The sequence below is a fragment of the Niabella drilacis genome, from assembly GCF_900101395.1.
GTDB lineage: Bacteria > Bacteroidota > Bacteroidia > Chitinophagales > Chitinophagaceae > Niabella > Niabella drilacis.
In genome coordinates, this window is sequence record NZ_FMZO01000002.1 from 364,884 (window position 1) to 388,222 (window position 23,339).

Sequence of the window (23,339 nt, forward strand, 5' to 3'; positions counted from 1 at the left end):
TTTAAAACTGGTAATAGGCACTTAAGGTAAAAAAAGCGTTGGTGCTGCCTTTATTAGGGGTATTGCTGCCCAGCAGCGATAATTTCAGTGCTGCTTCTATAAGGTAAGAGGCACGGTTATAGGATACCGGCAACTTAAGATTATAAGAGAGCAGCCCGTATTTTCGATAATCGATGGTGGTTTCGGTTGTTTGGCCGGGTGGATTGTTGTTCCCATTTCCGTTTCCGTTCCCATTTCCGTTTCCATTTCCATTTCCGTTTCCATTGCTATTTCCGTTTCCTTTTCCCTTGCCCGGGTTTTCCTTTTCTGTCAGGTAGGTTTCGTAATATTGCTGCGTGCCTGCTGTAAGGGCCAGCTCCGGCGTAAAACTGAGGATGGCGCTTCCCCCGGACAGATTGAAGTCAAATGATTTGGAATTGGACAGTGTGGTAAAATAATCGGACTGCTCACCAAAAGCCACATCTGCCTCCAGGGCCGTTTTCAGAAAATGATCATAGGCCAGTGATCCGCTTGCCATATTGGGACTGGAAGCCTGCAGGAAGGGAGATTTTGAGGGATAGAAGCTATGGGTAAAGCTCAGATCGCCGGATAATTTTGGCGTGATATTGAACCCATATCCCAGGCTCAGGGCCGAAGCGGATAACAACAGGCTGTCTGCGAATAGATGAAAGCCCGTTGCCGAAAGATAAAGCCCGAGGGGGATCCTCACCGTTGCATTGAGCGCCAGGTAGGGCAGCCGCTGATCCGTGGTCTGGCCATAATAGTCGATCCCCGAACCATAGAGCGCGGCAACCGTTAATGTTGTTTTCTCCTTTGCCGTATCGGCGGGCTGCTGCGGCGTGCCAACTTTAGTGGTATCCTGGGCAAACAGCGCTCCTGCTCCTGTACAGCATAGTAAAGCAATAAATATTTTTTTCACAGTATCGTTTCTTTTTATCGGCCTAATCCTTTTCCGTTAATTTTTGGTTTAATGATCTTCACGGGCCTCATTTTGACCTTCGGAGCTGTTACCATTTTGGGTTTTGCCTGGTTCTTTGCCCTGGGAACTTCCTTGATGGGTTTTCCTTTAGCCACATTCTGCTGGCCGGGTGGCTCTTTTTTTTCAACCGGAACATCCTGTTTTTGCAGTGGAATGGTATCTGTTATGATGATCGCTCTTTTTTCTGTTCTATTGCCGGGGACCGCTCCTGTACGGGCAAAGACGGGCAGTATACCTCCCAGTAGAAATAGATAAAGAAAAAAGGGTTTCATAATAGAAAAATATCAGATAGCAATTAAGCTATCTGATATAAAGGTACTGATTAAAAAGAAATCGGGCTGTTTGTTCCCGCTATCTTAGGGTACAAATGTTGTTGCTTTTTTAGGAGCAACTGAATATTTTCTTTTGTAATGAATCTTGTGGTACTTCTTTTTCCCATTGGATTTAGAAGATGCTACGCTGCTGATAACCCGCCCATCATGCGTGGTATGCGCTGCCATGCGTACTACCGATCCATGATGAAAGGCTGCCGGCTTTATCGGTTTTAACGATTTAGCCGGAATATGAACTTTTCCTGATTGTGCCGTTAATGATTGTGCTGTCAGAAGCAGGATCAGTATTGCCAGGCTCATTTTCATTTTCCTCTGTTTAATGAACAACAGCTGCTTGCGTTGCGTTACAAACATAGAGGCCAATTATGAAAATTTGATGAAGCCCGGCGGACAGCGAAAACCCGGGTTACAGGTCTGTGGGCGGGGGCGGCTGAAAACCGGTGGTGTTCATAGGGTTCAGTGCTGTATGCAACTGCTCTTTATCCAGTTGTTTTTCCCAGTTGGCTACTACCACGGTTGCTACCCCATTGCCGATAAGGTTGGTGAGGGCGCGGCATTCCGACATAAACCGGTCGATGCCCAGGATCAGCGTCATACCGGCGATGGGTACTTCCGGTACAATCGCCAGCGTGGCCGCCAGGGTTATAAACCCGGCGCCGGATACACCGGCGGCTCCTTTAGAACTCAGCATGGCGACCAGCAATAACAGTACCTGGTGTTCCCAGGTAAGGGGAATATTGCAGGCCTGTGCAATAAACAAGGCTGCGAGGGTCATATAAATATTGGTGCCATCCAGGTTAAAAGAATAACCAGTGGGGATCACCAGCCCTACCACGGGTTTAGCGCAGCCGGCTTTTTCCAGTTTTTGCATAAGTGTGGGCAGGGCTGCTTCCGATGAGCTGGTGCCCAGTACCAGTAACAGCTCATCTTTGATATAACGTATGAATTTAAAGATGGAGAAGCCGTTATATCGGGCTACGGCTCCCAGCACCAGGATCACAAATAAAGCAGAGGTAAGGTAAAATGTGGCAACCAGTAGTCCCAGGTTCATAACGGACCGGATGCCGTACTGACCGATGGTAAAGGCCATGGCTCCCAAAGCTCCGATGGGCGCCAGCTTCATTAAAATTTCTACTACCTTAAAAACGGGATAGGTTACGGCTTTTAAAAAATCGGTTACCACCTTGCTTTTCTCCGCAGTTAATGCCAGCCCCACGCCAAACAAAATAGCAGCAAATAATACCTGTAGTATGTTATTGCCCGAAAGCGGGCTCATGAGGGTTTGTGGAATGATGTCAAAGATAAAATGTTCCAGGGTTTGGTCTTTTGCCTGTGATACGTATTTGGCAATGCTGCTGGCATCAAGTGTACGGTGATCAATATTCATACCGGCTCCCGGACGAACGGTATTGCTTACGATCAATCCTACGATGAGCGCCAGTGTTGAAAATGTGAGGAAGTAGATAAAGGCTTTTCCGGCAACCCGGCCTACTTTTTTAAGATCGTTCATGCCGGCAATACCCGTGCTTACGGTAAGAAAGATAACCGGGGCAATGATCATTTTTATGAGCATGATAAAGCCATCACCCAGGGGCTTTAATTTTTTTCCGGTGTCTGGGAAAAAATGGCCCAATGTAATACCAATGATGATGGCAACGATCACCTGGAAATAGAGCACCTGGTACCATTTCTTTTTTTTCACTGGCTTTTGCTGGTCAAGATCCGCAACAATCATTCGTTTTTGCCCAACAAGATAAATAAATTTAAAATGGGATGCGGTGATTTTTAAGGGCATACAAATGATTGTTATGGCCGGTTGCCCTAAAAGGAGGTTAAACTTTACAACAGCGGGCAACGGCAGGTTGCTTTTGATTTACAGATGCATGTAGTCTGCAATTACCAGTAAGAAATATACTGCCATACGTATGTATAAAAAGTTGGTATTGTTTTTTCTTATAGCTATACATGCCCTGCAGTAAAACTTGATCCGGATCCATTTCTTTTGAAAACCTGCAGGAGGCTTTATTGTTATTTATGTAGATTAAATCTTATAGTTATGAAAAAGGTAGTTTTAGCAGCAGCGATGGGTATCTTATCCATCAGTTTTGTACAGGCGCAAAGTATGAAGAATACCCTTAAAGTGGGTGTAATGGTAGGCGCAGCAGTGCCCAATGAAAATGCTGCGGCAAACCTGGGTGTAGACGTATCGTATCAGAACCTGGTTACGCCGCATGTGGGCCTGGGTATTGCTACCGGTTATAATCACTTTTTTGGTAAAGACAATGACCTGGGCGGCACAACGCTTCAAAACAATAGTTTCGGAGTAGCGCCCGTGGCTGCGTTGGTGCGCTATTATCCACAGGCAAAGGGTATTTATGTAGGTACCGACCTGGGATATGGATTTATTACCGGCGATGAAAAAGTGGCCAGCAACAGCAATGTAAACCGTCCGGATGGCGGGTTTTATCTGAAACCCGAATTAGGATGGCATAACCGCAACTGGAATGTGTTTGCGCATTACACCAAGGTATTTACCGGGGATGACGGGAAGATCAATATTGGTAATGCTACCCAAAAGTACAATGCAGGAAGCATTGGGGTAGGGGTGGCCTACAATATTGGTTTAGGCAGATAGTTTGATTTTTTTTAGATTGGTGAACTGGATAAGCAGGCAGGTTTTGCCTGCTTTTTTTTGTAGCGGATGGGGTATAAAAATGACAAAAAACTCATTTTAAACCTTTCGGATACGGATCGCCTCTTTTTGTATAACCGTAAAAGCATTAGGTAATTGATGCTGGTGTTTTTCTGTTAATGAGCATACTATATTTGCCCGCTCCTGCGTTGTACAGCCTTCCAGTCTTAATAGGACAACACCGCAGTGCACCTGGTTGAGCCGGAATACTAACTCGCCAAAGTCCTTGTCTCTTGTAATAAGGATTCTTTCTTCCTCTACAGCAATTTGCAGCAATGTTTCGTCATCAAGCGATCGTATTTCATCGATGACATAATATACATCAAAATTCAAACTGCGGAGGCAGTTTACGATACTTCTGTCAACGCCTTCGTCAGCTAAGAATTTCATACCGCAATAGGATAGATGCGTTCGGTCTTCAATGCTTCAACTGCAAAAAATAACGCAGCAGAGATCGCTTCTTTGGTCAGTCTTGGATAAGATTCAAGAAGATTGTCGACTGATTCGCCTGCGCCAAGTGATTCAAGAATCATCTCTACAGTAATGCGGGTGCCTTTGATCACGGGCTTGCCCATCATAATTTCAGGGCGGATTTCTATGTAGGAAGAGATGTCCATCGCGATTATTGTTTGTTCTTCAAAGTTACAATCTTCCCAGTAATTATCAAACTGGCTGTTCATTGGCCAGCGTAGCATTGCACCGCAGCCCGGCCCATAAAAAAAGTCCCGCCAGCGGGCGGGACCATAAAACCCATCTTTTAATATTATAAGTGAATGGCTTCCCCATAGGCCACCTCAATAGCGTCTTTTACGCTTTCACTGATGGTGGGGTGCGGGTGAATGCTGTTCAGTACTTCATGGTAGGTGGTTTCCAGCTTGCGGCCTACAACGGTTTCCACGATGATCTCGGTTACATTGTAGCCGATCATGTGGGTACCCAGCCATTCGCCGTATTTGGCATCAAAGATCACTTTTACAAAACCTTCGGTATGACCCGCGGCGCTGGCTTTTCCGCTGGCGCTTAACGGAAACTTGCCCACTTTTACTTCATAACCGGCATCTTTGGCTTGTTTTTCGGTAAAGCCTACGCTGGCTACTTCGGGATAGCAATAGGTACAACCCGGAACGTTGCCGTAATCCAGGGCTTCCGGCTGGTGGTTGTATTTCTTTTCTCCAAAGGCAATGTTCTCTACACAGATGATGCCCTCTTTTGAGGCCACATGCGCCAATGCCTGACCGGGAACGCAGTCGCCAATGGCATACACACCCTCTACATTGGTTTTGTAGTATTTGTCTACAACGATCTTTCCTTTATCCGTCTTTACACCCAGGGTTTCCAGTCCGATGCCTTCGATATTGGCAGCCACACCTACAGCGCTCAGCAGCACATCTGCTTCAAGGATCGCTTCGCCGGTTGCCGTTTTTACTTTTGCTTTTACACCGTTGCCCGAGGTATCTACAGAAGTAACCTCGGCACTGGTCATCACCGTGATGCCCTGCTTTTTCAGGTTCTTTTCCAGCTCTTTGGAGATATCCTCATCTTCTACCGGAACGATGCGCGGTAAAAATTCAACGATGGTCACTTTTGTGCCCAGGCTGTTATAGAAATAGCCGAATTCCACGCCGATGGCGCCGCTTCCTACCACAATAATGCTTTTAGGTTGCTGGGGCAGTACCATCGCCTCGCGGTAACCGATGATCTTTTTGCCATCCTGTTTCAGGGCGGGCAATTCGCGGCTCCGGCCACCGGTAGCCAGGATGATGTATTTACCTTCCACCAGGGTCGTTTTTCCGTCTGCACCCTTTACCTCAACCTGACCCTTGGCTTTTAAAGTGCCAAAGCCCATGATCACATCAATTTTATTTTTTTTCATCAGGAACTGCACGCCCTTGCTCATTTTATCGGCCACACCGCGGCTGCGTTTTACAATGGCTTCAAAATTTGGGGTACCGGAGGCTTCGATGCCATATTCCTGTGCATGCTGAATATCATTAAAAACCTGTGCGCTTTTTAGTAAGGCTTTGGTAGGGATACATCCCCAGTTCAGGCAGATCCCCCCCAGGCTTTCTTTTTCAATAATTGCGGTTTTTAAACCCAGTTGGGAAGCGCGTATAGCGGCTACATATCCGCCCGGGCCACTACCTACAACTATTACGTCGTATGCCATAAATGTATTATTTAAAAAATTAAAAGATCAGTGAGAGTGCGAATTTAGTTGAATTACGGTAACGGACAAAATGCCGTTTCAACCAAATACGCAATCGTTTTTGTAAGTCAATTGCCACAAACACAACAATTAAGGAGCCATCTTGTTGCGGGAACGGCGGGCCGGGTTTTTTCGGAGAAGGGTTTCCTGTAAAACCCCGGGTACCGGGTAAGCAGGACGTTTTTGGATTGTGCGGGAGCATAAATGCGACAGTGCAGTGCGGCGCGGCGCATGCCTGGCTTCCGGTTGGAAGGATGATCTATGCAGCACGCTAAAAATGATGCATAACTGTGTGAATCCCAGTTTTATAAACAATTGCAGTTGCTCTTTTTGATAACAGATGTTACCTTTGCGGCGGCAGTTGGTAACCCGGAAGAGGGTGCAAAAAGCCGTTCCAAGGCTTTGATATAAGTTTTTTAAAAAATAATTGGCTTTTTGTTACTGAATGCCGCAGGAAATACTTACCTTTGCACTCCTAAATTTTTATTCATTATGGCAAGAGTATGTCAGGTTACAGGTAAAACCCCAATTGGAGGCCACAAGGTTTCTCACTCCAATATTAAGACAAAACGCCGTTTTTTGCCTAATTTGCAAAAGAAGAAATTTTACCTGGTAGAGGAAGACAAATGGATCTCGTTGAAGTTATCTACAGATGCCCTGCGCACCATCAACAAAAATGGTCTGTATGCTGTAGTGAAAGAATTGCGTGCGAGAGGCGAAAAAATCTAACTAAAGCAGTTTAAAGCATTATACAATGGCGAAGAAAGCAAAAGGAAACAGGGTACAGGTAATTCTGGAATGCACTGAGCATAAGACCAGCGGCCGGCCCGGAACCAGTCGGTATATTACCGTAAAAAATAAAAAGAACAACCCTGAACGTTTAGAGTTGAAGAAATACAACCCTATTCTGAAGAAAGTAACCGTTCACAAAGAAATTAAATAAAATTTGGAAATTTGAAAGTGTACCAATTTGAAATGTGGTGCATTTATTTTCAGATCTTCAAATTGTCAAATTCTCAAATTAATATAAAATGGCAAAAGCAGCTTCAAAGAACTCGAAGGTAAAAGATGCTAAAGCAGCAGCAGAGTCTAAAAACTGGACGAAGGTGATCCGTGCGATCCGTAGCCCCAAAACAGGTGCCTATACCTTTAAGGAGCAGATCGTGCACAAAGAGAAAGTTAAAGATTTTTTAGCTCAGAAATAAGTTCCTGCTTTCATTATAATATTAAAAGCTGTTCGTTTTTAAAACGGATGGCTTTTGTTTTTTGTTTGATGTTTGACGTTTTATATTTGATGTTGCATCTTTGCTGAAGAAACAACTTTAAACTATAAACCGCAAGCGATAAACGTTTCAATCATGAGTTTTTTTGGAAAATTATTTGGAAAGAAGGAAAAGGAGTCACTAGACCAGGGATTACAAAAAACCAAGGAAGGCTTTCTTTCAAAAATAGGTAAGGCCATTGCCGGGAAAAGCACCGTGGATGAAGAGGTGCTGGATAGCCTGGAAGAGGCACTGGTAGGCGCAGATGTGGGTATTGAAACCACTGTGCGTATTATTGAAAGGGTGGAAAAGCGGGTGGCTAAGGATAAATACATGGGCACCGGCGAACTGAACCGGATCCTGCAGGAGGAGATCGAGGGCGTGCTGGTAGACGCGCCTTCGGGTGCCAGCTATACCTTTGAAAGCGAACTGCCTGCCAAACCGTATATTATCCTGGTAGTGGGTGTAAATGGTGTGGGCAAAACCACCACCATTGGCAAACTGGCTTATAATTTTAAAAAGGCTGGCAAGAATGTATTGCTGGGGGCTGCGGATACCTTCCGGGCAGCGGCGGTAGACCAGCTGACCATCTGGAGTGAACGAGTGGGAGTGCCGATCGTGAAGCAGGGAATGGGCAGCGATCCCGCAGCCGTGGCTTTTGATACCGCTCAAAGCGCGGTGAGCAGGGGCAGCGATGTGGTAATTATTGATACCGCCGGCCGTTTGCATAACAAGGCGCACCTGATGGATGAGTTGCACAAGATCAAACGGGTGATCCAGAAATTTATACCCTCGGCTCCGCAGGAGGTATTGCTGGTGCTGGATGGTTCTACCGGACAAAATGCACTGGAACAGGCGAAACATTTTACAGCTGCTACCGACGTAACCGCGCTGGCTATAACCAAGCTGGATGGAACGGCAAAAGGCGGCGTGGTGCTGGCGATTGCCGATCAATTTAAGATACCGGTGAAATTTATTGGGGTGGGTGAAAAGATGGAAGACCTGCTGGTGTTTGATAAGCACGAGTTTGTAGATAGTTTGTTCAGTCTTGATAAGTAAGGGCTATAGCTGCAAAATGGGCTTCTATTGGTGTTCACAGATTACACAGATATTCACAGAAAGTGTATTATACCAAAGTGTTTCTGTGTAAATCGGGGAAATCAGTGAGCAGAATCCGAAACTTTAGTAGTATCTGAAACCTGGGAAACTGAAAGGCATAAAGTGTTACAAAAACCTTGTATGAGAAACTGCGGGATTTCATCTGATCATGATCACTTTTATTGGTGTTTACAGATTACACAGATGTTCACAGAAAGTGTATAGCACCAAAGTATTCTGTGTAAATCGGGGAAATCAGTGAGTCGTAGTATCTGAAACCTTGGAAACCGAAAGGCATAAAGTGTTACAAAAACCTTGTATGAGAAACTGCGGGATTTCATCTGATCATGATCGCTTTTATTGGTGCTTACAGATTACACAGATGTTCCCAGAAAATGTATTATACCAAAGTGTTTCTGTGTAAATCGGGGAAATCAGTGAGCAGTTAAGTTCTGAGCACTTTAGCGGCTGCCAATCTGTTCTTTTACCGCAGTCACCAGTGGTTGGTTCTTCAGCTTTTGCAATTCCGGAATGCCGATGTGGGTAATCAGTAATATTTGACTTGGAGTCGTTGTAAAGTAACAGGTAATGGGCGCTTCTGTTTTCGCCATCTTTCGTACATAGCCCTGGCCCGCTGTATCTAAACGGGTAATGAGCTGCTGCAATGCTGCCATATTCTCTGTTTTAATCCGGTAGCAGGTAATCCTTGTTGAATCATGTCCGGCGTTATTGAATAAGGCTGTACCCTGATAAATGGTTGCTTCCAGTTGTGTTGTCTTGTAGGTGGGATTGATCAATTTCAGCGCATCGGTTATGAATTCAAGGTCTGACAGGCAGTTGGGCCTGGTAGTGGAGCAATGCGTTATAGCCTTGTTCTTAAAAACAATGCTATTGTATTGCCGGACATTTTTTAGCTGAGTGCTCGTACTATCCCCGGGGTATTGAGGCCCCTGTAGCATGCTCTTTTTTGCAGGGTTGCCGGTACAGGCATATAACCCTGCAAGAATCATAAGTACCAGAGCGATTAGCGGATAGCTGTTATTCTTTACCATAAAAATGTCTGCAGAAGCGCGTAGGTATCGTTTCAGGTCTGAATTTACTGTTTTTTATGACTTATGCACGCGGGAAGAGGATACCTCAGAAATTCCAACCTGCCTTAAATCCTACAAATCCTTTGGTACCATCTTTCATCCAGGCTTCGTATTTGGCCTGAAGATCAAATCCCAACACCCGTAAGCCAACACCGGGCGACAGGATAAAGGCGGAGCCATCGTAATGGTTGCCGCTGTATTTGGCGCTGCCGGCTTCCAGCTTTACATATAAGAGCGGTATTAAACGGTATTTCAACCCTGCGCGGATGGGCACGGCCTTCAGGTCATATACGCGATAGGGATTTCCCGCATCGTCGGTACGGTCTGCCCCCCGGAAATACATATAACCTACGGAGCCAGTAAGAGCCAGCTTTTTGATCAGGCGGATATCGGCATTACCTCCCACACCTACACCCCAGTTGAAGTTTTCGCTAAATTCACCCTGCGGAACGGCGTATTCCCCATAAGGACCAAGACTAAAGCCTTTCCATTGTGCCGATAATTGAAGGGAACTACCGGAAATCAGTAACAGGAGCAGCAGGAAACGAAATTTGTTCATGGGGCGAGGGTTTAGTGAACAATGGAGTACTTCAACCGGGTCGCAATTATTGTACCTTTTTTGCCGCTACAGCTCCTGCCTGCGTGATTTTGAGACAATTTTAGGAGCTCTATTTCTGGAATATCCTTAATAGCAGGCTGGATTTTATTTTTTCTGAAGGCTATATGAATAGCGGGTTTAAGTATATGGCAAACAAAAGAGGTGTATCAAGATTTTTGATACACCTCTAATAGGATTGAACCGGTCTGGAGCCCGGTATTCGCGAAGCCGGAACTCTTACAAGGTCGCCAGACTTTCTTCGATCGCTTTTATCTTTTCTTCTGCATCGGCTTTCTTCCGGCGCTCGATCTCCACTACTTCCGGTTTGGCATTTTGTACAAAACGCTCGTTCCCGAGTTTCTTTTCCACTGATGCCAGGAAGCCCTGCAGGTACGCCAGGTCTTTTTCCAGTTGTTCTTTCTGGATACTGGTATCCAGCTCTGTTGCCGGAAGAATGAACAGCTTGTCCTTACCCACCAGCACGTTGATGCATTTGTCAACGGCTTCTGTAGTGATCGAAACCGCTTCCACATTGGCCTGACGTTCCAGGATCGATGCCAGACTGGTGTAGCTATCCGGCTGTGCTGTTTGTACAAACAGTTTTACCGGTTCCTTACTCTTAATATTGTTCTTTATGCGCGCATCGCGGATGGCGGTGATGGTCTGCTTCAACAGCTCGCCCTGCGCCAGTATGTTACTGTTTGTAGCTTGTGTGGCCGCATATTGTTTTACGGAAAGATCATCGCTTTGCTCACGCAGGAGGTGATAGATATCTTCGGTGATAAACGGCATATAAGGATGCAGCAATTGTAGCAGCTCTTCAAAAAAATCAATCGTGGCCTGCAGCTTGGTGCTGCTGGTAGGCGCGCCGTGTCCGGGCTTCTGCCATTCCAGGTACCAGGAGCAGAAATCGTCCCAGATCAATGAATACAGGGTCTTCAATCCTTCACTAAGGCGAAACTCTTTGAAAAGGGTTTCTATTTCGGCCTTAGCCTGTTCAATACGATTTTGCATCCAGGCAGAAGCAAAGTCGGGCCCGCTACTGTCGTCAAGAACAACGCCGTTGGGATTGTTTTCCCACATACGTACCAGCTTCAGCGCGTTCCAGATCTTATTATTAAAATTCCGGCCCTGTTCCAGCGAGCTTTCATCAAACAACAGGTCGTTACCCGCGGGGGCGGAGATCATGATGCCAAAACGAACGGCATCGGCTCCATAGGTGTCAATCAGGTTTAGCAAATCAGGAGAGTTACCAAGTGACTTACTCATCTTACGTCCCTGCTTATCGCGCACCATACCGGTAAAATAAACATCTTTAAACGGAATTTCTTTTTCATATTCCAGTCCGGCCATTACCATACGTGCCACCCAGAAGAAAATAATATCCTGCCCGGTTACCAGTACAGAAGTGGGGTAGTAGTACCGGATATCGGCATTGCCGGGGTTGGTAATACCATGGAATACCTCACTGGGCCAGAGCCAGGAGGAGAACCAGGTGTCGAGTACATCCTCATCCTGCCGAAGGCCGAATGCTGAATGCTGAACGCTTGATCCGCCTTTTGCTTTCAGCATTAAGCGTTTCGCGTCTTCCTCATTTTCCGCTACATAACAATTTCCTTCCTCATCATACCAGGCCGGTATCTGCTGGCCCCACCACAACTGGCGGCTGATACACCAGTCCTTTACGTTCTCCAGCCAGTATTTGTAGGTGGCGAGGAAACGGTCTCCGGGATGTATTTTGATGTTACCGTCTACCACCGCTTTTAAAGCCGGATCGGCCAGCTCCTTCATTTTTACAAACCACTGGGTGGAGATGCGGGGCTCTACCACGGCATTGCTGCGCTGGGAGAAACCGTTCTTATTCACAATATCCTCCGTCTTCACCAGGTTACCCGCCTGTTCCAGGTCTGTCACAATCTTTTTCCGTACGGTAAAACGGTCTTCACCCACGTACAATTGTGCCGCTGCGCTGAGGGTACCGTCTTCGTTCAGCGTGTCAATCACTTCCAGGTTATGTTTCAATCCCAGGTTGTAGTCGTTGATATCATGTGCCGGGGTAATCTTTAATGCCCCGGTACCAAACTCCATATCCACATAATCATCAAAAATAACGGGGATGCGGCGGTTGAGCAGAGGTACCAGTGCATAGGCGCCTTTCAGGTGCTGGTAACGTGCATCATTGGGGTTTACGCAAATGGCCGTATCGCCCAGGATGGTTTCCGGGCGGGTGGTGGCAATGGTAATAAAGCCATCCTGTCCGTCCAGCTTGTACTGTACATAATACAATTTGCTCTGTACCTCGCGGTATTCCACTTCCTCATCGCTGAGGGCGGTCTTAGCCGCCGGGTCCCAGTTGATCATGCGGGCCCCGCGGTAGATCAGTCCTTTATTATACAGGTCTACAAAAACCTTTATAACGGCTTTGTAATAGTGGTTATCCATGGTAAAGTTCACCCGGTTCCAGTCTACGCTGCATCCCAGGCGCTCGATCTGGTTATAGATGATGCCACCGTATTTTTCTTTCCATTCAAAGGCATATTTGAGGAATTCTTCGCGGGAGAGGCTGTTTTTATCAATGCCTTTTTCCTCCTTCAGCATCTGCACTACTTTGGCCTCCGTGGCAATGGACGCGTGGTCGCTGCCGGGTACCCAGCAGGCATTAAAGCCGCTCATGCGGGCACGGCGCACCAAAATGTCCTGCACGGTTTCATTGAGCGTGTGTCCCATATGCAACACACCGGTAACATTAGGAGGCGGAATGACCACGGTATAGGCCGGGCGTTCATCCGGGGTGCTGTTAAAATACCCTTTTTCCTTCCAATGCCCGGTCCACCGGGTCTCAATAGCTGCTGGCTCAAAATTCTTTGTTAATTCCATAAGGCGGCAAATTTACTGCATTTTTTGCATCGAAATAAATGTTGGATGCGGAAAACCATAGCCACAGATTACACAGAAAAACACAGACGGCAGGTGCTAGCGGCCGGCAGAGCTGCCTGTGTGGATCGGGGGAATGAGCCCGGGTGCGTGAGGTTATCCCAGGTCATGCAGATTGAGGTAGAATGTAATTGCAAAGGGAGCGGTATAAAAGCTGAATGAGCTGGTCTTTTCTGTGTACCTCTGTGGCATCAATGAGAGAAAAAGGGCTCACCGATTACACGGATTGGCACAGAAATCCGCGCTCATTTGCGTAACTAATCAGCGAAGGTGTGCGGGGAACTATCAGGCTAACCGGGAATGGAGTTTTTGTCTTGGTGGCTCACCGATTAAACAGATTGGCACAGAGCATCCGCACTGATCCGCGTAAACAATCCCCGCCAACCGGCGGGAAACCTCGGGTGATAGGGCGGTGGAACCAGTGAAGGCCGATTTTTTTATATAAACCACCATCCGTTGCCAAAAACAACCCTAAGTAGCGTTGTTACTACCCTAAGTAGCGGCTTTTTTTTGGAAACGGAGGCAGAATGCAGCCAACTTTGTGGTGTTGAAAAATAAAACAAGAATAATTATGGACACGAAGATCATGGGCGGTAAAATAGTCACAGCAAGAAAGAAAATAAATATCTCCCAGGCGCAGCTAGCCGAACAGTTGTTCATCAGCCCGCAGGCGGTAGGCAAGTGGGAGCGCGGAGAATCGGTACCGGATATTATTACTATGAATCGCCTTGCGGTTATTTTAGGGGTGGACCTTAACTATTTTTCAGAGCAGTTCTCATCCATGAATACGGACACAGAACCCGAAGAGCCGGCAACTGCCGGATTCCTGGTTCCCCGGGCGGGCGAACCTGGAAAAAAGCAAAAGAAACGCAATTGGGACATGTCACGGGGTAACTGGTCAGATGCTGATTTTTCAGGCCTGGAAAACCTGCATGAAAAATTCAGTTCCTCCAATATGCAGCGCTGCAAATTCATCGGTTCGGATCTGTCGGCCCTGCTGCTGAAAAGCAATCATATTCGTCATTGCGATTTTTCGGGTTCAAATATCAATGGCAGCCGTATCCAGCATTCGCACCTGGCCAACAACCAGTTTACAAGCTGTTCTTTGAAAGAAGCCGAGTTCTCCGGGAGCTATATACTGGGTTGCGACTTTTCGGGTGCTGATTTTTCGGGTGCAACAATTAAATCCGGAGGCCTCGAGAAAAGCACCATAGTAAATGCGGGCTGGAGGCATACCTCATTTATTGAAACCTACCTTGCTGATATTATTTTTGATGGGATCATTGATGATTGTTATTTTGAAAACTGTGCCTTTTCACGGGTTACTTTCCAGGATGCAACCCTGATCAATACCTTTTTTAAAGGGAGGAGCTTAAAGAAGATCCGCTTTGTAAATTGCCGGGCAGACCGGATGACCTATGAATTTTTAAAGAACGGGAAGGCGGACCTGAAGGGTATTACCCTGCTGGCATCATAAACCTGATAAAACAGCAAGATGATCTATGTATTTAAAACATCAGTTCAACGTCGGAAAGATGTGCTGCGGTTGCAGCCTGTTTTAAATGACCTGTTGCCGTCTTTAAACTGGAATTTTGATCTTGATGATTGCGATAAGATTTTACGGGTAGAAAGTGCAATGGAAATAGCGCCTTCCGTAATCAGGTTATTGCGGGAGGCTGGCTTTGATTGTGAGGAACTGGCCTGCTAAAGTTGGCCGCGCAATAGGTTGTTTAACCGGTTCGCATTTTTGCTATTATCAAAATGAAGTATCTTAGTAAGGCGACCCCCGGGGCCGTAACCAAACGAATGCGCATGCGGCATAAGGTTGCCAAATAACCATAGAGAATGAAACGGTTTTTACTTATTGCTGCTTTTATTACTACATCGGCCCGGGCTGGGGCACAAAACTATGAGCGAAACCCTGTTTGCAGTTCAGATACAGTTATGGTACCCCGCAATCCAAAAATGAGCGGCCGGTTGTACAAAGCCTTTGAATGTACGAAGGTTTCTAAACTGGGGTTGCGGGTAGAGCTGGGTTTTAACCATTACAGCTACAACCCTCAAACCCGGAATTGGCTGGGCAATCATAACGGGCCATTGCTTGGATTGGCCATTGCTTATGGTGATTTTAACCTTGGTATAAAATTTAAGCCGGCAACCGTAGGGCCCCGGCTGGAGCTGGCGTTTAACGGGGTAGTCTTAACAAAAGATGCAACGCTTAATCCCAATAAGATCGACTACGATCTCAGTTACTCCATCAATTTTAAACACAATATTTCCCTGGAGCCTTATATCGCACTTACGTCAAACTGTTTTGTGGTCATTAATGAAGAGGAACTGGACCAGCATTATCATATCGATAAAACAAGGGGATTAACGCTGGGTACATCGCTTAACAAATACTTCCGGCTCAAAAACTTTCAGTTCTTTTCCGTTTTTGCCCGGTATGGTTATGGATTGTCGGATTTTAAAAAGATACATAGCAGTTTGGGCCGGGGGTATGGGGATATAGCAGTGGGGGTTGCCTATAAGGGCTTTATTAAGCAAACTTACTGGAAGCGTCTTTAACAGATTTAAACGAGCAGCAATGAAAAAAACATGGTTATTCCTGGTATTGACGATATCGTTCAGCCTGGGCTTTGCCTTCAATTCCGTTATTACAACATCTAATAAAAAATCCATCAACATGAAACGCGTAACAGGCATCGGCGGCATTTTTTTTAAATGCAAAGACCCGTAAAAGGTCAAACAATGGTACCAAACCCATCTCGGGTTTGATACAGATCCCTACGGAGTAAAATTTGAGTGGCTGCAGGAACCGGATTCTACGAAAAAGGGGTATACGCTCTGGAGCCCTTTTCCCGAGAAAACTAAGTATTTTGAACCCTCTGCCAAGGAGTTTATGATCAACTACCGGGTGGAGGACCTGGAGGCGCTGGTAGCAGCATTAAAAAAGGAAGGGGTAACAGTGCTGGATGCGATCGAAACCTACGACTACGGAAAGTTTGTACACATCCTTGATATAGAAGGCAACAAAATTGAGTTGTGGGAGCCGGCGGGATAATCCTTGAAATGAATAAGGAAAGCAACGGATCCATATTAGAGCGCCTGCGCTGCTGTGCTCACTGCTTACACAGACTGGCACAGAACAGATTTTAAAGAGACATTAAATAGAGCGTTTTTTTTGTGTGTTTCCGCGGCAACGGGAAGCCGGAACGCCGGACAGGGGATGATAAATTGCGTAGGTGGGCATCAGGCTGCACGATACAACCACTTGCCGGCTACGGAATTTCTCCTTTTGTAAAAAACACTTATTTTAGCGCATTCTGTGTATACGGGGTAACCAAATAATTGAAGAACAATGCGCAATAAAAAACAGCTGCCGAATATGAACAAAGCTAATCCTACAACCTTCAAATGCTCTGTAAATAAGAGTGCCGTTAAAAAACGGTCTTTTAGCAATTTTATACGGAGCGTTATCCTATTCCTGCCCTTGCTACTATCTGGTTGTGCAAATGCTGATAATACAAATATGAAAGATCAATCATTGGGAGACAAAAACGCAATTGAAGCGCAAGCGCAGCAAATAGTATCTTTTGATTCAACACAATTGGTAAAAACGGCAGAGATGCTGGATGAGGATCTGTACTGGTCCATTATAGACAAATCACTAAAAAACACAAATAATCAGGAGCAGCAGGAACAATTCCTGATAAAAGAGATCAGCAAATTAACGCCAAAGCAAATGATTGGGTTTCGCCTGCGAACGGATAAACTGCTTTACGATACCTATAACGCTGAAATGTGGTGTGCCGGCTATATTATGAACGGGGGATGCTCCGATGACGGGTTTGAGTATTTTAGAAACTGGGTTATTTCGAGAGGAAAGGATACCTATCTTAAGGCGAAACAAAACCCGGACAATCTGATTACCCAGGTTCGTGAGGATGTTGAATACTATGAATTTGAAAGCTTTTGGTATGTGGCGCTTGAAGCGTTCAGGCAAAAAACAGGGGAAAATTTATATGATTATATCGATAACGATCATTTCACTACCAAAGAGGGAAATTATCCGCAGTTCAAATTTACATGGAAAGAGGAGGATCCGGAAAGTATGAAGAAGATCTGCCCCCGGCTTTTTGAAAAATTTGAGCATAACTGATGATAAATATGAAGGTGATCGCATATAATACAATGAACAATGAGCGATGAAAAGCAACTTTTAACGGTTAGCAAATTCCTGAGCCTGGTGTTGCGGCATAAACCGGAAACCATCGGTATTCAGCTGGATGAAAACGGCTGGGCAGACGTTGAGGTATTAATTGAAAAGGCGGGTATTTACGGGATGTTTTTTGATAGGGAGCTACTAAAAGAAGTTGTAACAACCAATTCCAAAAAGCGGCTTGCTTTTAACGACGCCATGAACAAAATAAGGGCAAGCCAGGGGCATTCTATAACCGTTGATCTGGGCTATAGCCATCAAAAACCACCGGAAATATTGTATCATGGTACGGGTAAGCAATCCATTCCTTCCATTCTGAGTACGGGGCTTGAAAAACGCAACAGGCAGCACGTGCACCTGAGCAGCGATATGGAAACAGCTATTAAAGTAGGGCAACGGCATGGCAAGCCCGTTGTGTTGAAAGTAGCTGCCGGGCAAATGTATACGGATGAATTTGTATTTTATCTTTCGGATAATGGCGTTTGGTTAACGGAGCATGTTCCGGCAAAGTACCTGGAACTGTAGCATCATTGCAAAAGCTGGAAAATAAAATTAAAGCACCAGTCGCACTTAATCAGCAGGCCCTGGTTATGCACATGGCGCTGATGGCTTATTTGCAATAAAAGAACAGAACGGATCCTTTCGGCAATGATGCAAAAGTGGAGCAATCCCGATGCGTCGCATGTGTGTTAAGTTTATTTTGCTAATACGAAAGCTGCAGCGCAGCGTTGCATTTATTAGCACCGAACACAGGAATGTATGGAGGTGCGGCGCACCGGTAATATACACCGCCTCCCAAAAGATTCCCGCCGCGCTGCGGCTTACAGCAAGTTTCTGAGCGTTCCTGTTACAATGATTCGCGGCGCGCTGCGCCTTTTGCTATCAAAAAATCGGGTCTTTTTTGGCCCCAAACTCGTATTCGTGCTACATTGTAAGGCAATAGACCTCCTTTTAACTTGACGCACATGGGATGGCGATCGGAACAAGTCCGCCACAAGGCGAATTCCGCCCGATAAAAATTTGGAAAGTTTGAATATTTATGGTTGGGCGGAACCGATACAATCTGTGTTGCAGGCCTGGTTGAACGCCTTCCCTCTGTCTTGTTTTTGAAGCATGCTCATCGGCGTCATAATCGCCATTCCACTTGCTTTTATCTTTCGCTGTGCGGCGGACGAATGCCCTTGCGAAGCAATAACCATTTCTTTGGTGTATTCCTCGTGGATTACACAGATGTTCATAGGAACATCAGCGGTTATCTGCGAACTTATCTACGCAGATCTGTAAGAAAAGGTGGATGATGTACTTTGTTTTAATTGCTCACGGATTCACACAGAAAAATCAGCGGTTATCAGCGGAACCCATCTGTACCATCTGCAGGAATAAAAGCGCAGCATCGGTCTGCGGAAAATCACCTACTCCGTTCTCAAACTCTTCACGGGATTCACCACGGCCGCTTTTACAGCGCGGTAGCCCACCGTAAGCCAGGCAATGATTTCCGCAATCAGGATCGTTAATAAAAATATACCAACGCCGATATCGACCCGGTAGGCAAAATTTTGCAGCCAACGGTACATTATGTAATAGGCCACCGGCATCGCTATTAAAAAGGCGATCCCGATCAGCAATGTGAATTCTTTTGAGAAGAGGTAAATGATGCTGCCCGTGGAGGCACCTAATACCTTGCGAACGCCCACTTCTTTGGTGCGCTGCACCGCCATAAAGGATACAAAGCCATACAAACCCAGGCAGGATATAAAGATGGCAATGCCCGCAAATAACTGGTACAGCTGGGATATCTGGCGTTCCTGTTTGTAAAAGCCGGCGATCTTTTCATCGAGGAACTGGTATTCATACATAAAATCCGGGTAGGTGCGGTTCCAGAGCTGCTCGATGGTGGCCAGGGTTTGCCGGGCGTTCTGCGGCTGTATTTTTATATTAAAGATCCGGTAGAACATTTTGTTGGAGCTCAGTACCATTGGTTTCATCGCTTCCTTTAGCGAGTAGCCGTTAAAGTCTTTCACCACTCCCACAACCGGCGCCGCGATCTCCCCGTCCCAGAAACTGATCTTTTTCCCGATAATGCCTTCCGGATTTTTGAACCCCAATTTTTTGGTCATCATTTCATTGACCACAAACCCGTTTATAGAGTCGGCCGGGCGGTAAGGGGCTCCTGCAATAAACCGGATGTTGTAGGTGTTGAAATAATCCGCATCGGCCCATTTAAAATCGGTTTTAAAACCTGCTTTTTTTGTGGCATTGTCAAAGATGAAATCATCATCCCAACCCGCCTGGTCCATCGGACTAAAGGCACTCTGGCTTACGTTTTTGATACCGGCCTGTTGCTGCAGTTGTATTTTTAATGCATCCGCTTTGGCGCGGCCTGCGGTATCGTAGGCCATCGGTACGGTAATGATGGCCTCCTTATCAAAACCCACAGCGGCGTTTTGAAAAAAGTCCATCTGCTTTACGATGATCAGTGTGCCGATGATTAAGATCTGGGCAATCGCAAACTGGAACACCACCAGCACCCGGCGCATGGAAAAACCGCCCACCGTTTTGCTGGTCATTTTATTTTTAAGCACCGCAATGGGGTTAAACCCTGATAAAACAATAGCGGGGTAGAGGCCCGATAAAAAGGTGACACTCACCATCAAAATGCCTAAGAAGGCCATCAACGAGAGGTCCGGCCGGAGCTTTACAGATACCTGAAGCAACTGGTTCAGCAAGGGCAATGCCAGCCACGCAATGCCTATGGCGATGACCACCGAAGCCAGTGTGATCAGGAAGGTTTCGCTCAAAAACTGGAGGATCAGTTGCTTTTTACTGCTGCCCAACACCTTGCGGATGCCTACTTCTTTTGAGCGGTTTGCGGCCTGTGCTGTGGCCAGGTTGATAAAATTGATGCAGGCAATGATCAGCAGAAAGAATCCGATCAAACTTAAAGCCGTGATCAGTTCTTTGCTAAAGGTTTTGCCGCTGAAAGTGCCAAACGCCCGCTCAAAATGGATGTTGCCCAGCGGCTGTAACTGATATCCCTGGTTGGCATATTCGGCAGGCGTATGCCTTTTTACAAAAGCATTCAGGTCGGCAGCAAACTGCGGGGCCGACATGCTTTTGGGAAGCAGCACAAAAGTGTTCAGTGATCCGTCCAGTGCCGCCCAGTCGGTAGCAATATCTTCCTGCAAAACGGACTTAAACGAAAAAACCACCTGCAGCGGAAAATCAGTATTCGCCGGTGGATTTTGCAGGATGCCGGTTACTTTAAAAACGGGACTGTTGTCATATTTGATCAATTTGCCGATGGCGGTATGCCAGTCGCCAAAATATTTTTCTGCCGTTGCCTGTGAAAGCACCACGGTATGGGTTCCGGACAAAGCCGTTTTGGGATCGCCGGCCAGTAAGGGAAAGTTGAACATGTTGAAGAACGCGTGGTCGGCATAAAAGACCTGTTCCTTAAATTTTTTTTGCGCCGCATTGCCCGCATCGTTCAGCACGGTGATCTGCTTATCCCGCCGGGCATAGATCCGGGCCAGCTGTTCCAGCTGCGGAAAGTCCAGCTGTAATGCACCCGCCACCGGGTAGGCGCTGCCCTGTGAATAATTCATCCCCTCCGGGGTTTTTATGGCGGACACGATCCTGTAAATGCGCTCCTTGTTTTGATGAAAATTATCAAAGCCGGTTTCATATTGGATCAATAAGAACACAAGCAGGCAGGCGGCAATGCCCACTGCCAGCCCGATGGCATTAATGGTTACATAGGCTTTATGATTGCGTAAATTTTGCCAGGCGGTTTTTAAATAGTTTTTCAGCATCGTAAATATATATATTATATGTAGCGTAAGCGCAACAAACCAACGTACCAACAAAAATGCCATTTATCTATTGGTTTGAAAAGCAAAACAATGCAAAATTACAGCAAAGACAACATGTACGTTTTTGATACAGTGGCTGTTCATTTATAGGATGGTTCTGCTGATTACTTTGAAGAGCCGGCGACTGAAGGGACTGGGCGGAACCACGCAATCATTGTTCTGGAAGCTGCTCCAAGCAAATATCACTTTTAAAATATCGGCAGTGCCTAAGGTTTAAAAATTAAGAGATGTGTCGTTCATTATTGTCTCATAAAAATTCCTATTTTAGCAAGGCAATCAACCTTAACGGAATGAAGCACAATTGAAATATAGAAGCGTGACGGCAAATAACAGCAGTAACAAATACGATTTTATCGAAGATTATAAGTGATTGTAACTGAATTGGCATATTCTGCCGTCAAGCCGCACTCCCAAAATTAAACTATAACGATCAATGAAAGGACTTTCAGACAAACTGCGAATCATCTATAAACCATTTTTATTTATCGGCATCGGGTTTATTTTATTATATACGCTTTTAAACTGGCTGTTATTTATAAAAGCTGCTATACCGTTAAAAGAAGACATCATCGAATTCTGGCTGCCCTTTGGTCTTCCCTGGATACCCATTTTAATTTGGTTAAGACCGAGGATTAAGCTTTTGAGCTTTAAAAATGATAACGCTGCCTTTGGTTATCAGTTCCTGGCTTCATTGGCAATTGCGCTTCCAACGATTATTGCACAGCAATACCTGGTTACAGCAACCGGTAAACTGACGCGGCTGGACAACATCAGCCAGATCGAAAAATCGGAAAAGACCAAATACTATGCGCTTAAGAATTATTATATCGACAAAGAGCATATCGCCATTCAAAATACGGCTACAGTAACGGGGAAACATAATGAAAATTTTAATATGCTGATCTATGTTGCAATGCCGGTATTAATAAATGGTTCGGATACTGTAAAGCCAGGTAATGCATACTGGCTTGGAAAAAGGTATTCCGAGCGCATTAGTAACCGGCTGAGTGCGCAGGAGAAGGATGATAAATACAAGGCTTTTGCGGAAAAGGCGCAAACCGATTTTGAACAGACGGACTTTAGTAAGTTTAGTTATTTGGAGGTGATTGGGAATACAGATGATCATAACGAATATAATAACGCTTTAAAGAAGTTAAATTCCAATACTTCCGGAAACAATATTTTTTTTGAGGCAAAGACCGGATCCTTTGCATCCAGGAACGGTAAAAAGCTTCCCTGGGTTTTTGGCTCTTTTGCTATAGGAGCAATCGTCTGGTTGCTATTGCTGTTATTTCCCAAGCTCAACGTTCGGCGGTTAAAACAATTTAAAAGCGGCGGCTCAGGTAAAGACAGCGATCTGAGAGATATATTTGAGTTAATGATTCCCAGGCAAGGTTTTTTTATAACGCCCCTCATTATTGATCTGAATGTTCTGATTTATCTGGTTATGGTTTTTTCCGGGCTTGGGCTTATTTCTTTCAAAGCTGAGGACCTGATCCATTGGGGCGCAAACCTTGGACCGCTGACAACAGATGGGCAGTGGTGGCGGTTACTTACCAGTACCTTTTTGCATGGCGGACTGTTGCATATCCTGGCTAATATGTACGGATTATTGTTTGTCGGCATTTTTTTGGAGCCGCTTTTAGGCCGGTCGAAGTTTTTGTTGGTTTACCTTATAACAGGCATTATAGGTAGTATGGCCAGTATCTGGTGGTATGATGCTACTGTTAGCGTTGGTGCGTCAGGTGCCATTTTTGGACTTTATGGCTGTTTCCTTGCGTTGTTGCTTTTAAAAGTATTTCCGCCTGATTTTGGGAAAGCATTTTTAACAAGCACGCTGGTGTTTGTAGGATTTAATTTATTGATGGGTATTACCGGCGGCATTGACAATGCTGCACATATTGGCGGTCTTCTGAGTGGGTTTTTGTTGGGATGCGTACTGGCAGGACCTGTTAAGCATAAAGCAGTGGGCCTGGTTGCGAACGAGCCTCAAGAGCGTAAAAGTAATACTGCTTAAAGGGAGGTGCCTGTTTCCACCTGGCACAAGTCAGAG

At 45.7% G+C, this 23,339-nt stretch carries 24 protein-coding genes and 1 pseudogene; 13 read left to right on the forward strand and 12 right to left on the reverse strand.

All coding sequences use genetic code 11. The features are described 5' to 3' along the window. Position 1: 1 nt before the first annotated feature. The 4 genes from BLS44_RS04905 to BLS44_RS04920 all read right to left on the reverse strand — a co-directional run bounded on the left by BLS44_RS04905 (position 2) and on the right by BLS44_RS04920 (position 3,106). Complete coding sequence (locus BLS44_RS04905) at positions 2-919, reverse strand: hypothetical protein (protein WP_090388923.1); 918 nt, start codon at positions 917-919, stop codon at positions 2-4. Between the two features lie 14 nt (positions 920-933). Beyond that, positions 934-1,251, reverse strand: coding sequence for a hypothetical protein (locus BLS44_RS04910; RefSeq protein WP_090388924.1), 318 nt, complete (start codon positions 1,249-1,251; stop codon positions 934-936). An 84-nt stretch (positions 1,252-1,335) separates the two neighbouring features. Then, on the reverse strand, positions 1,336-1,617 hold the full coding sequence (locus BLS44_RS04915) for a hypothetical protein (protein WP_143019659.1): 282 nt from the start codon (positions 1,615-1,617) through the stop codon (positions 1,336-1,338). A gap of 100 nt (positions 1,618-1,717) precedes the next feature. Beyond that, positions 1,718-3,106: a dicarboxylate/amino acid:cation symporter gene (locus tag BLS44_RS04920; RefSeq protein WP_317039700.1), complete on the reverse strand. Its 1,389-nt coding sequence runs from the start codon at positions 3,104-3,106 to the stop codon at positions 1,718-1,720. A 261-nt stretch (positions 3,107-3,367) separates the two neighbouring features. On the opposite strand from BLS44_RS04920, the gene BLS44_RS04925 reads away from it, so the two are divergent. After that, positions 3,368-3,946 (forward strand): hypothetical protein, encoded by a 579-nt coding sequence (locus BLS44_RS04925; protein ID WP_090388926.1) that lies wholly within the window; start codon positions 3,368-3,370, stop codon positions 3,944-3,946. 96 nt (positions 3,947-4,042) lie between these two features. On the opposite strand, the gene BLS44_RS04930 is transcribed toward BLS44_RS04925, so the two are convergent. From BLS44_RS04930 to lpdA, 3 genes are all read right to left on the reverse strand, one after another. Beyond that, on the reverse strand, positions 4,043-4,393 hold the full coding sequence (locus BLS44_RS04930; RefSeq protein ID WP_090388927.1) for a DUF5615 family PIN-like protein: 351 nt from the start codon (positions 4,391-4,393) through the stop codon (positions 4,043-4,045). After that, a complete protein-coding gene (locus BLS44_RS04935; protein WP_218127690.1) occupies positions 4,390-4,683 on the reverse strand; it encodes a DUF433 domain-containing protein in 294 nt (97 codons plus the stop codon). The genes BLS44_RS04930 and BLS44_RS04935 overlap by 4 nt, the downstream gene beginning before the upstream one ends. 83 nt (positions 4,684-4,766) lie before the next feature. After that, a complete protein-coding gene (lpdA, locus tag BLS44_RS04940) occupies positions 4,767-6,170 on the reverse strand; it encodes a dihydrolipoyl dehydrogenase (protein ID WP_090388928.1) in 1,404 nt (467 codons plus the stop codon). Positions 6,171-6,701: 531 nt separating this feature from the next. Here lpdA and rpmB point away from each other — a divergent pair. From rpmB to ftsY, 4 genes are all read left to right on the forward strand, one after another. Next, entirely contained in the window at positions 6,702-6,938 is a 237-nt protein-coding gene (rpmB, locus tag BLS44_RS04950) for a 50S ribosomal protein L28 (protein WP_090389174.1), read from the forward strand. 25 nt (positions 6,939-6,963) lie between these two features. Beyond that, complete coding sequence (gene rpmG / locus BLS44_RS04955) at positions 6,964-7,152, forward strand: 50S ribosomal protein L33 (protein WP_090388930.1); 189 nt, start codon at positions 6,964-6,966, stop codon at positions 7,150-7,152. An 88-nt stretch (positions 7,153-7,240) separates the two neighbouring features. Continuing rightward, positions 7,241-7,414 (forward strand): DUF4295 domain-containing protein, encoded by a 174-nt coding sequence (locus BLS44_RS04960; protein WP_090388931.1) that lies wholly within the window; start codon positions 7,241-7,243, stop codon positions 7,412-7,414. A gap of 153 nt (positions 7,415-7,567) precedes the next feature. Continuing rightward, the gene (gene ftsY / locus BLS44_RS04965; RefSeq protein WP_090388932.1) at positions 7,568-8,530 is read left to right on the forward strand and encodes a signal recognition particle-docking protein FtsY; all 963 of its coding nucleotides are present in this window, start codon (positions 7,568-7,570) and stop codon (positions 8,528-8,530) included. Between the two features lie 500 nt (positions 8,531-9,030). Here the strand turns inward: ftsY and BLS44_RS04970 are convergent, their stop codons facing one another. From BLS44_RS04970 to BLS44_RS04980, 3 genes are all read right to left on the reverse strand, one after another. Further along, positions 9,031-9,579: a hypothetical protein gene (locus BLS44_RS04970; RefSeq protein ID WP_143019660.1), complete on the reverse strand. Its 549-nt coding sequence runs from the start codon at positions 9,577-9,579 to the stop codon at positions 9,031-9,033. A gap of 127 nt (positions 9,580-9,706) precedes the next feature. Continuing rightward, entirely contained in the window at positions 9,707-10,219 is a 513-nt protein-coding gene (locus BLS44_RS04975; protein WP_090388934.1) for an outer membrane beta-barrel protein, read from the reverse strand. 276 nt (positions 10,220-10,495) lie between these two features. Further along, a complete protein-coding gene (locus tag BLS44_RS04980) occupies positions 10,496-13,135 on the reverse strand; it encodes a valine--tRNA ligase (protein WP_090388935.1) in 2,640 nt (879 codons plus the stop codon). Positions 13,136-13,763: 628 nt separating this feature from the next. Here BLS44_RS04980 and BLS44_RS04985 point away from each other — a divergent pair. The 7 genes and pseudogenes from BLS44_RS04985 to BLS44_RS05010 all read left to right on the forward strand — a co-directional run bounded on the left by BLS44_RS04985 (position 13,764) and on the right by BLS44_RS05010 (position 17,939). Further along, the gene (locus tag BLS44_RS04985; RefSeq protein WP_218127691.1) at positions 13,764-14,669 is read left to right on the forward strand and encodes a pentapeptide repeat-containing protein; all 906 of its coding nucleotides are present in this window, start codon (positions 13,764-13,766) and stop codon (positions 14,667-14,669) included. 18 nt (positions 14,670-14,687) lie between these two features. Next, positions 14,688-14,900 carry a hypothetical protein gene (locus BLS44_RS04990; protein ID WP_090388936.1) on the forward strand — a complete coding sequence of 71 codons (213 nt, stop codon included), beginning with the start codon at positions 14,688-14,690 and terminating at the stop codon, positions 14,898-14,900. Between the two features lie 137 nt (positions 14,901-15,037). After that, entirely contained in the window at positions 15,038-15,760 is a 723-nt protein-coding gene (locus tag BLS44_RS04995; RefSeq protein WP_090388937.1) for a hypothetical protein, read from the forward strand. Positions 15,761-15,779: 19 nt separating this feature from the next. Further along, positions 15,780-15,932 (forward strand): hypothetical protein, encoded by a 153-nt coding sequence (locus tag BLS44_RS26770; protein WP_218127692.1) that lies wholly within the window; start codon positions 15,780-15,782, stop codon positions 15,930-15,932. Between the two features lie 18 nt (positions 15,933-15,950). After that, positions 15,951-16,256 (forward strand): annotated as a pseudogene (locus tag BLS44_RS27105) (VOC family protein); the annotation flags it as partial. Between the two features lie 468 nt (positions 16,257-16,724). After that, positions 16,725-17,354: a DUF4240 domain-containing protein gene (locus BLS44_RS05005; RefSeq protein ID WP_090389176.1), complete on the forward strand. Its 630-nt coding sequence runs from the start codon at positions 16,725-16,727 to the stop codon at positions 17,352-17,354. 39 nt (positions 17,355-17,393) lie between these two features. Beyond that, positions 17,394-17,939, forward strand: a complete 546-nt coding sequence (locus BLS44_RS05010) for an RNA 2'-phosphotransferase (RefSeq protein ID WP_090388938.1) — start codon at positions 17,394-17,396, stop codon at positions 17,937-17,939. A 512-nt stretch (positions 17,940-18,451) separates the two neighbouring features. On the opposite strand, the gene BLS44_RS05015 is transcribed toward BLS44_RS05010, so the two are convergent. Beyond that, positions 18,452-18,652, reverse strand: a complete 201-nt coding sequence (locus BLS44_RS05015) for a hypothetical protein (protein ID WP_090388939.1) — start codon at positions 18,650-18,652, stop codon at positions 18,452-18,454. A gap of 174 nt (positions 18,653-18,826) precedes the next feature. Next, complete coding sequence (locus BLS44_RS05020) at positions 18,827-21,226, reverse strand: ABC transporter permease (protein WP_090389177.1); 2,400 nt, start codon at positions 21,224-21,226, stop codon at positions 18,827-18,829. A gap of 493 nt (positions 21,227-21,719) precedes the next feature. Between BLS44_RS05020 and BLS44_RS05025 the strand changes: the two genes are divergently transcribed. Further along, entirely contained in the window at positions 21,720-23,303 is a 1,584-nt protein-coding gene (locus BLS44_RS05025) for a rhomboid family intramembrane serine protease (RefSeq protein ID WP_090388940.1), read from the forward strand. The last annotated feature ends 36 nt before the right edge of the window (positions 23,304-23,339 follow it).

What these genes read in the sequence shown, in the direction of transcription:
- BLS44_RS04920 (WP_317039700.1), bottom strand. Translation starts at nt 3,106, where the DNA reads ATGCCCTTAAAAATCACCGCATCCCATTTTAAATTTATTTATCTTGTT.
- BLS44_RS04995 (WP_090388937.1), top strand. Translation starts at nt 15,038, where the DNA reads ATGAAACGGTTTTTACTTATTGCTGCTTTTATTACTACATCGGCCCGG.
- BLS44_RS04990 (WP_090388936.1), top strand. Translation starts at nt 14,688, where the DNA reads ATGATCTATGTATTTAAAACATCAGTTCAACGTCGGAAAGATGTGCTG.
- BLS44_RS05020 (WP_090389177.1), bottom strand. Translation starts at nt 21,226, where the DNA reads ATGCTGAAAAACTATTTAAAAACCGCCTGGCAAAATTTACGCAATCAT.
- BLS44_RS04930 (WP_090388927.1), bottom strand. Translation starts at nt 4,393, where the DNA reads ATGAAATTCTTAGCTGACGAAGGCGTTGACAGAAGTATCGTAAACTGC.
- BLS44_RS04975 (WP_090388934.1), bottom strand. Translation starts at nt 10,219, where the DNA reads ATGAACAAATTTCGTTTCCTGCTGCTCCTGTTACTGATTTCCGGTAGT.
- BLS44_RS04970 (WP_143019660.1), bottom strand. Translation starts at nt 9,579, where the DNA reads ATGATTCTTGCAGGGTTATATGCCTGTACCGGCAACCCTGCAAAAAAG.
- BLS44_RS04915 (WP_143019659.1), bottom strand. Translation starts at nt 1,617, where the DNA reads ATGAAAATGAGCCTGGCAATACTGATCCTGCTTCTGACAGCACAATCA.
- rpmG (WP_090388930.1), top strand. Translation starts at nt 6,964, where the DNA reads ATGGCGAAGAAAGCAAAAGGAAACAGGGTACAGGTAATTCTGGAATGC.
- rpmB (WP_090389174.1), top strand. Translation starts at nt 6,702, where the DNA reads ATGGCAAGAGTATGTCAGGTTACAGGTAAAACCCCAATTGGAGGCCAC.
- BLS44_RS26770 (WP_218127692.1), top strand. Translation starts at nt 15,780, where the DNA reads ATGAAAAAAACATGGTTATTCCTGGTATTGACGATATCGTTCAGCCTG.
- BLS44_RS05010 (WP_090388938.1), top strand. Translation starts at nt 17,394, where the DNA reads ATGAGCGATGAAAAGCAACTTTTAACGGTTAGCAAATTCCTGAGCCTG.
- BLS44_RS04910 (WP_090388924.1), bottom strand. Translation starts at nt 1,251, where the DNA reads ATGAAACCCTTTTTTCTTTATCTATTTCTACTGGGAGGTATACTGCCC.
- BLS44_RS04935 (WP_218127690.1), bottom strand. Translation starts at nt 4,683, where the DNA reads ATGAACAGCCAGTTTGATAATTACTGGGAAGATTGTAACTTTGAAGAA.
- BLS44_RS04960 (WP_090388931.1), top strand. Translation starts at nt 7,241, where the DNA reads ATGGCAAAAGCAGCTTCAAAGAACTCGAAGGTAAAAGATGCTAAAGCA.
- BLS44_RS04925 (WP_090388926.1), top strand. Translation starts at nt 3,368, where the DNA reads ATGAAAAAGGTAGTTTTAGCAGCAGCGATGGGTATCTTATCCATCAGT.
- BLS44_RS04980 (WP_090388935.1), bottom strand. Translation starts at nt 13,135, where the DNA reads ATGGAATTAACAAAGAATTTTGAGCCAGCAGCTATTGAGACCCGGTGG.
- BLS44_RS05005 (WP_090389176.1), top strand. Translation starts at nt 16,725, where the DNA reads ATGAAAGATCAATCATTGGGAGACAAAAACGCAATTGAAGCGCAAGCG.
- BLS44_RS04985 (WP_218127691.1), top strand. Translation starts at nt 13,764, where the DNA reads ATGGACACGAAGATCATGGGCGGTAAAATAGTCACAGCAAGAAAGAAA.
- BLS44_RS05025 (WP_090388940.1), top strand. Translation starts at nt 21,720, where the DNA reads ATGAAAGGACTTTCAGACAAACTGCGAATCATCTATAAACCATTTTTA.
- lpdA (WP_090388928.1), bottom strand. Translation starts at nt 6,170, where the DNA reads ATGGCATACGACGTAATAGTTGTAGGTAGTGGCCCGGGCGGATATGTA.
- ftsY (WP_090388932.1), top strand. Translation starts at nt 7,568, where the DNA reads ATGAGTTTTTTTGGAAAATTATTTGGAAAGAAGGAAAAGGAGTCACTA.
- BLS44_RS05015 (WP_090388939.1), bottom strand. Translation starts at nt 18,652, where the DNA reads ATGAACATCTGTGTAATCCACGAGGAATACACCAAAGAAATGGTTATT.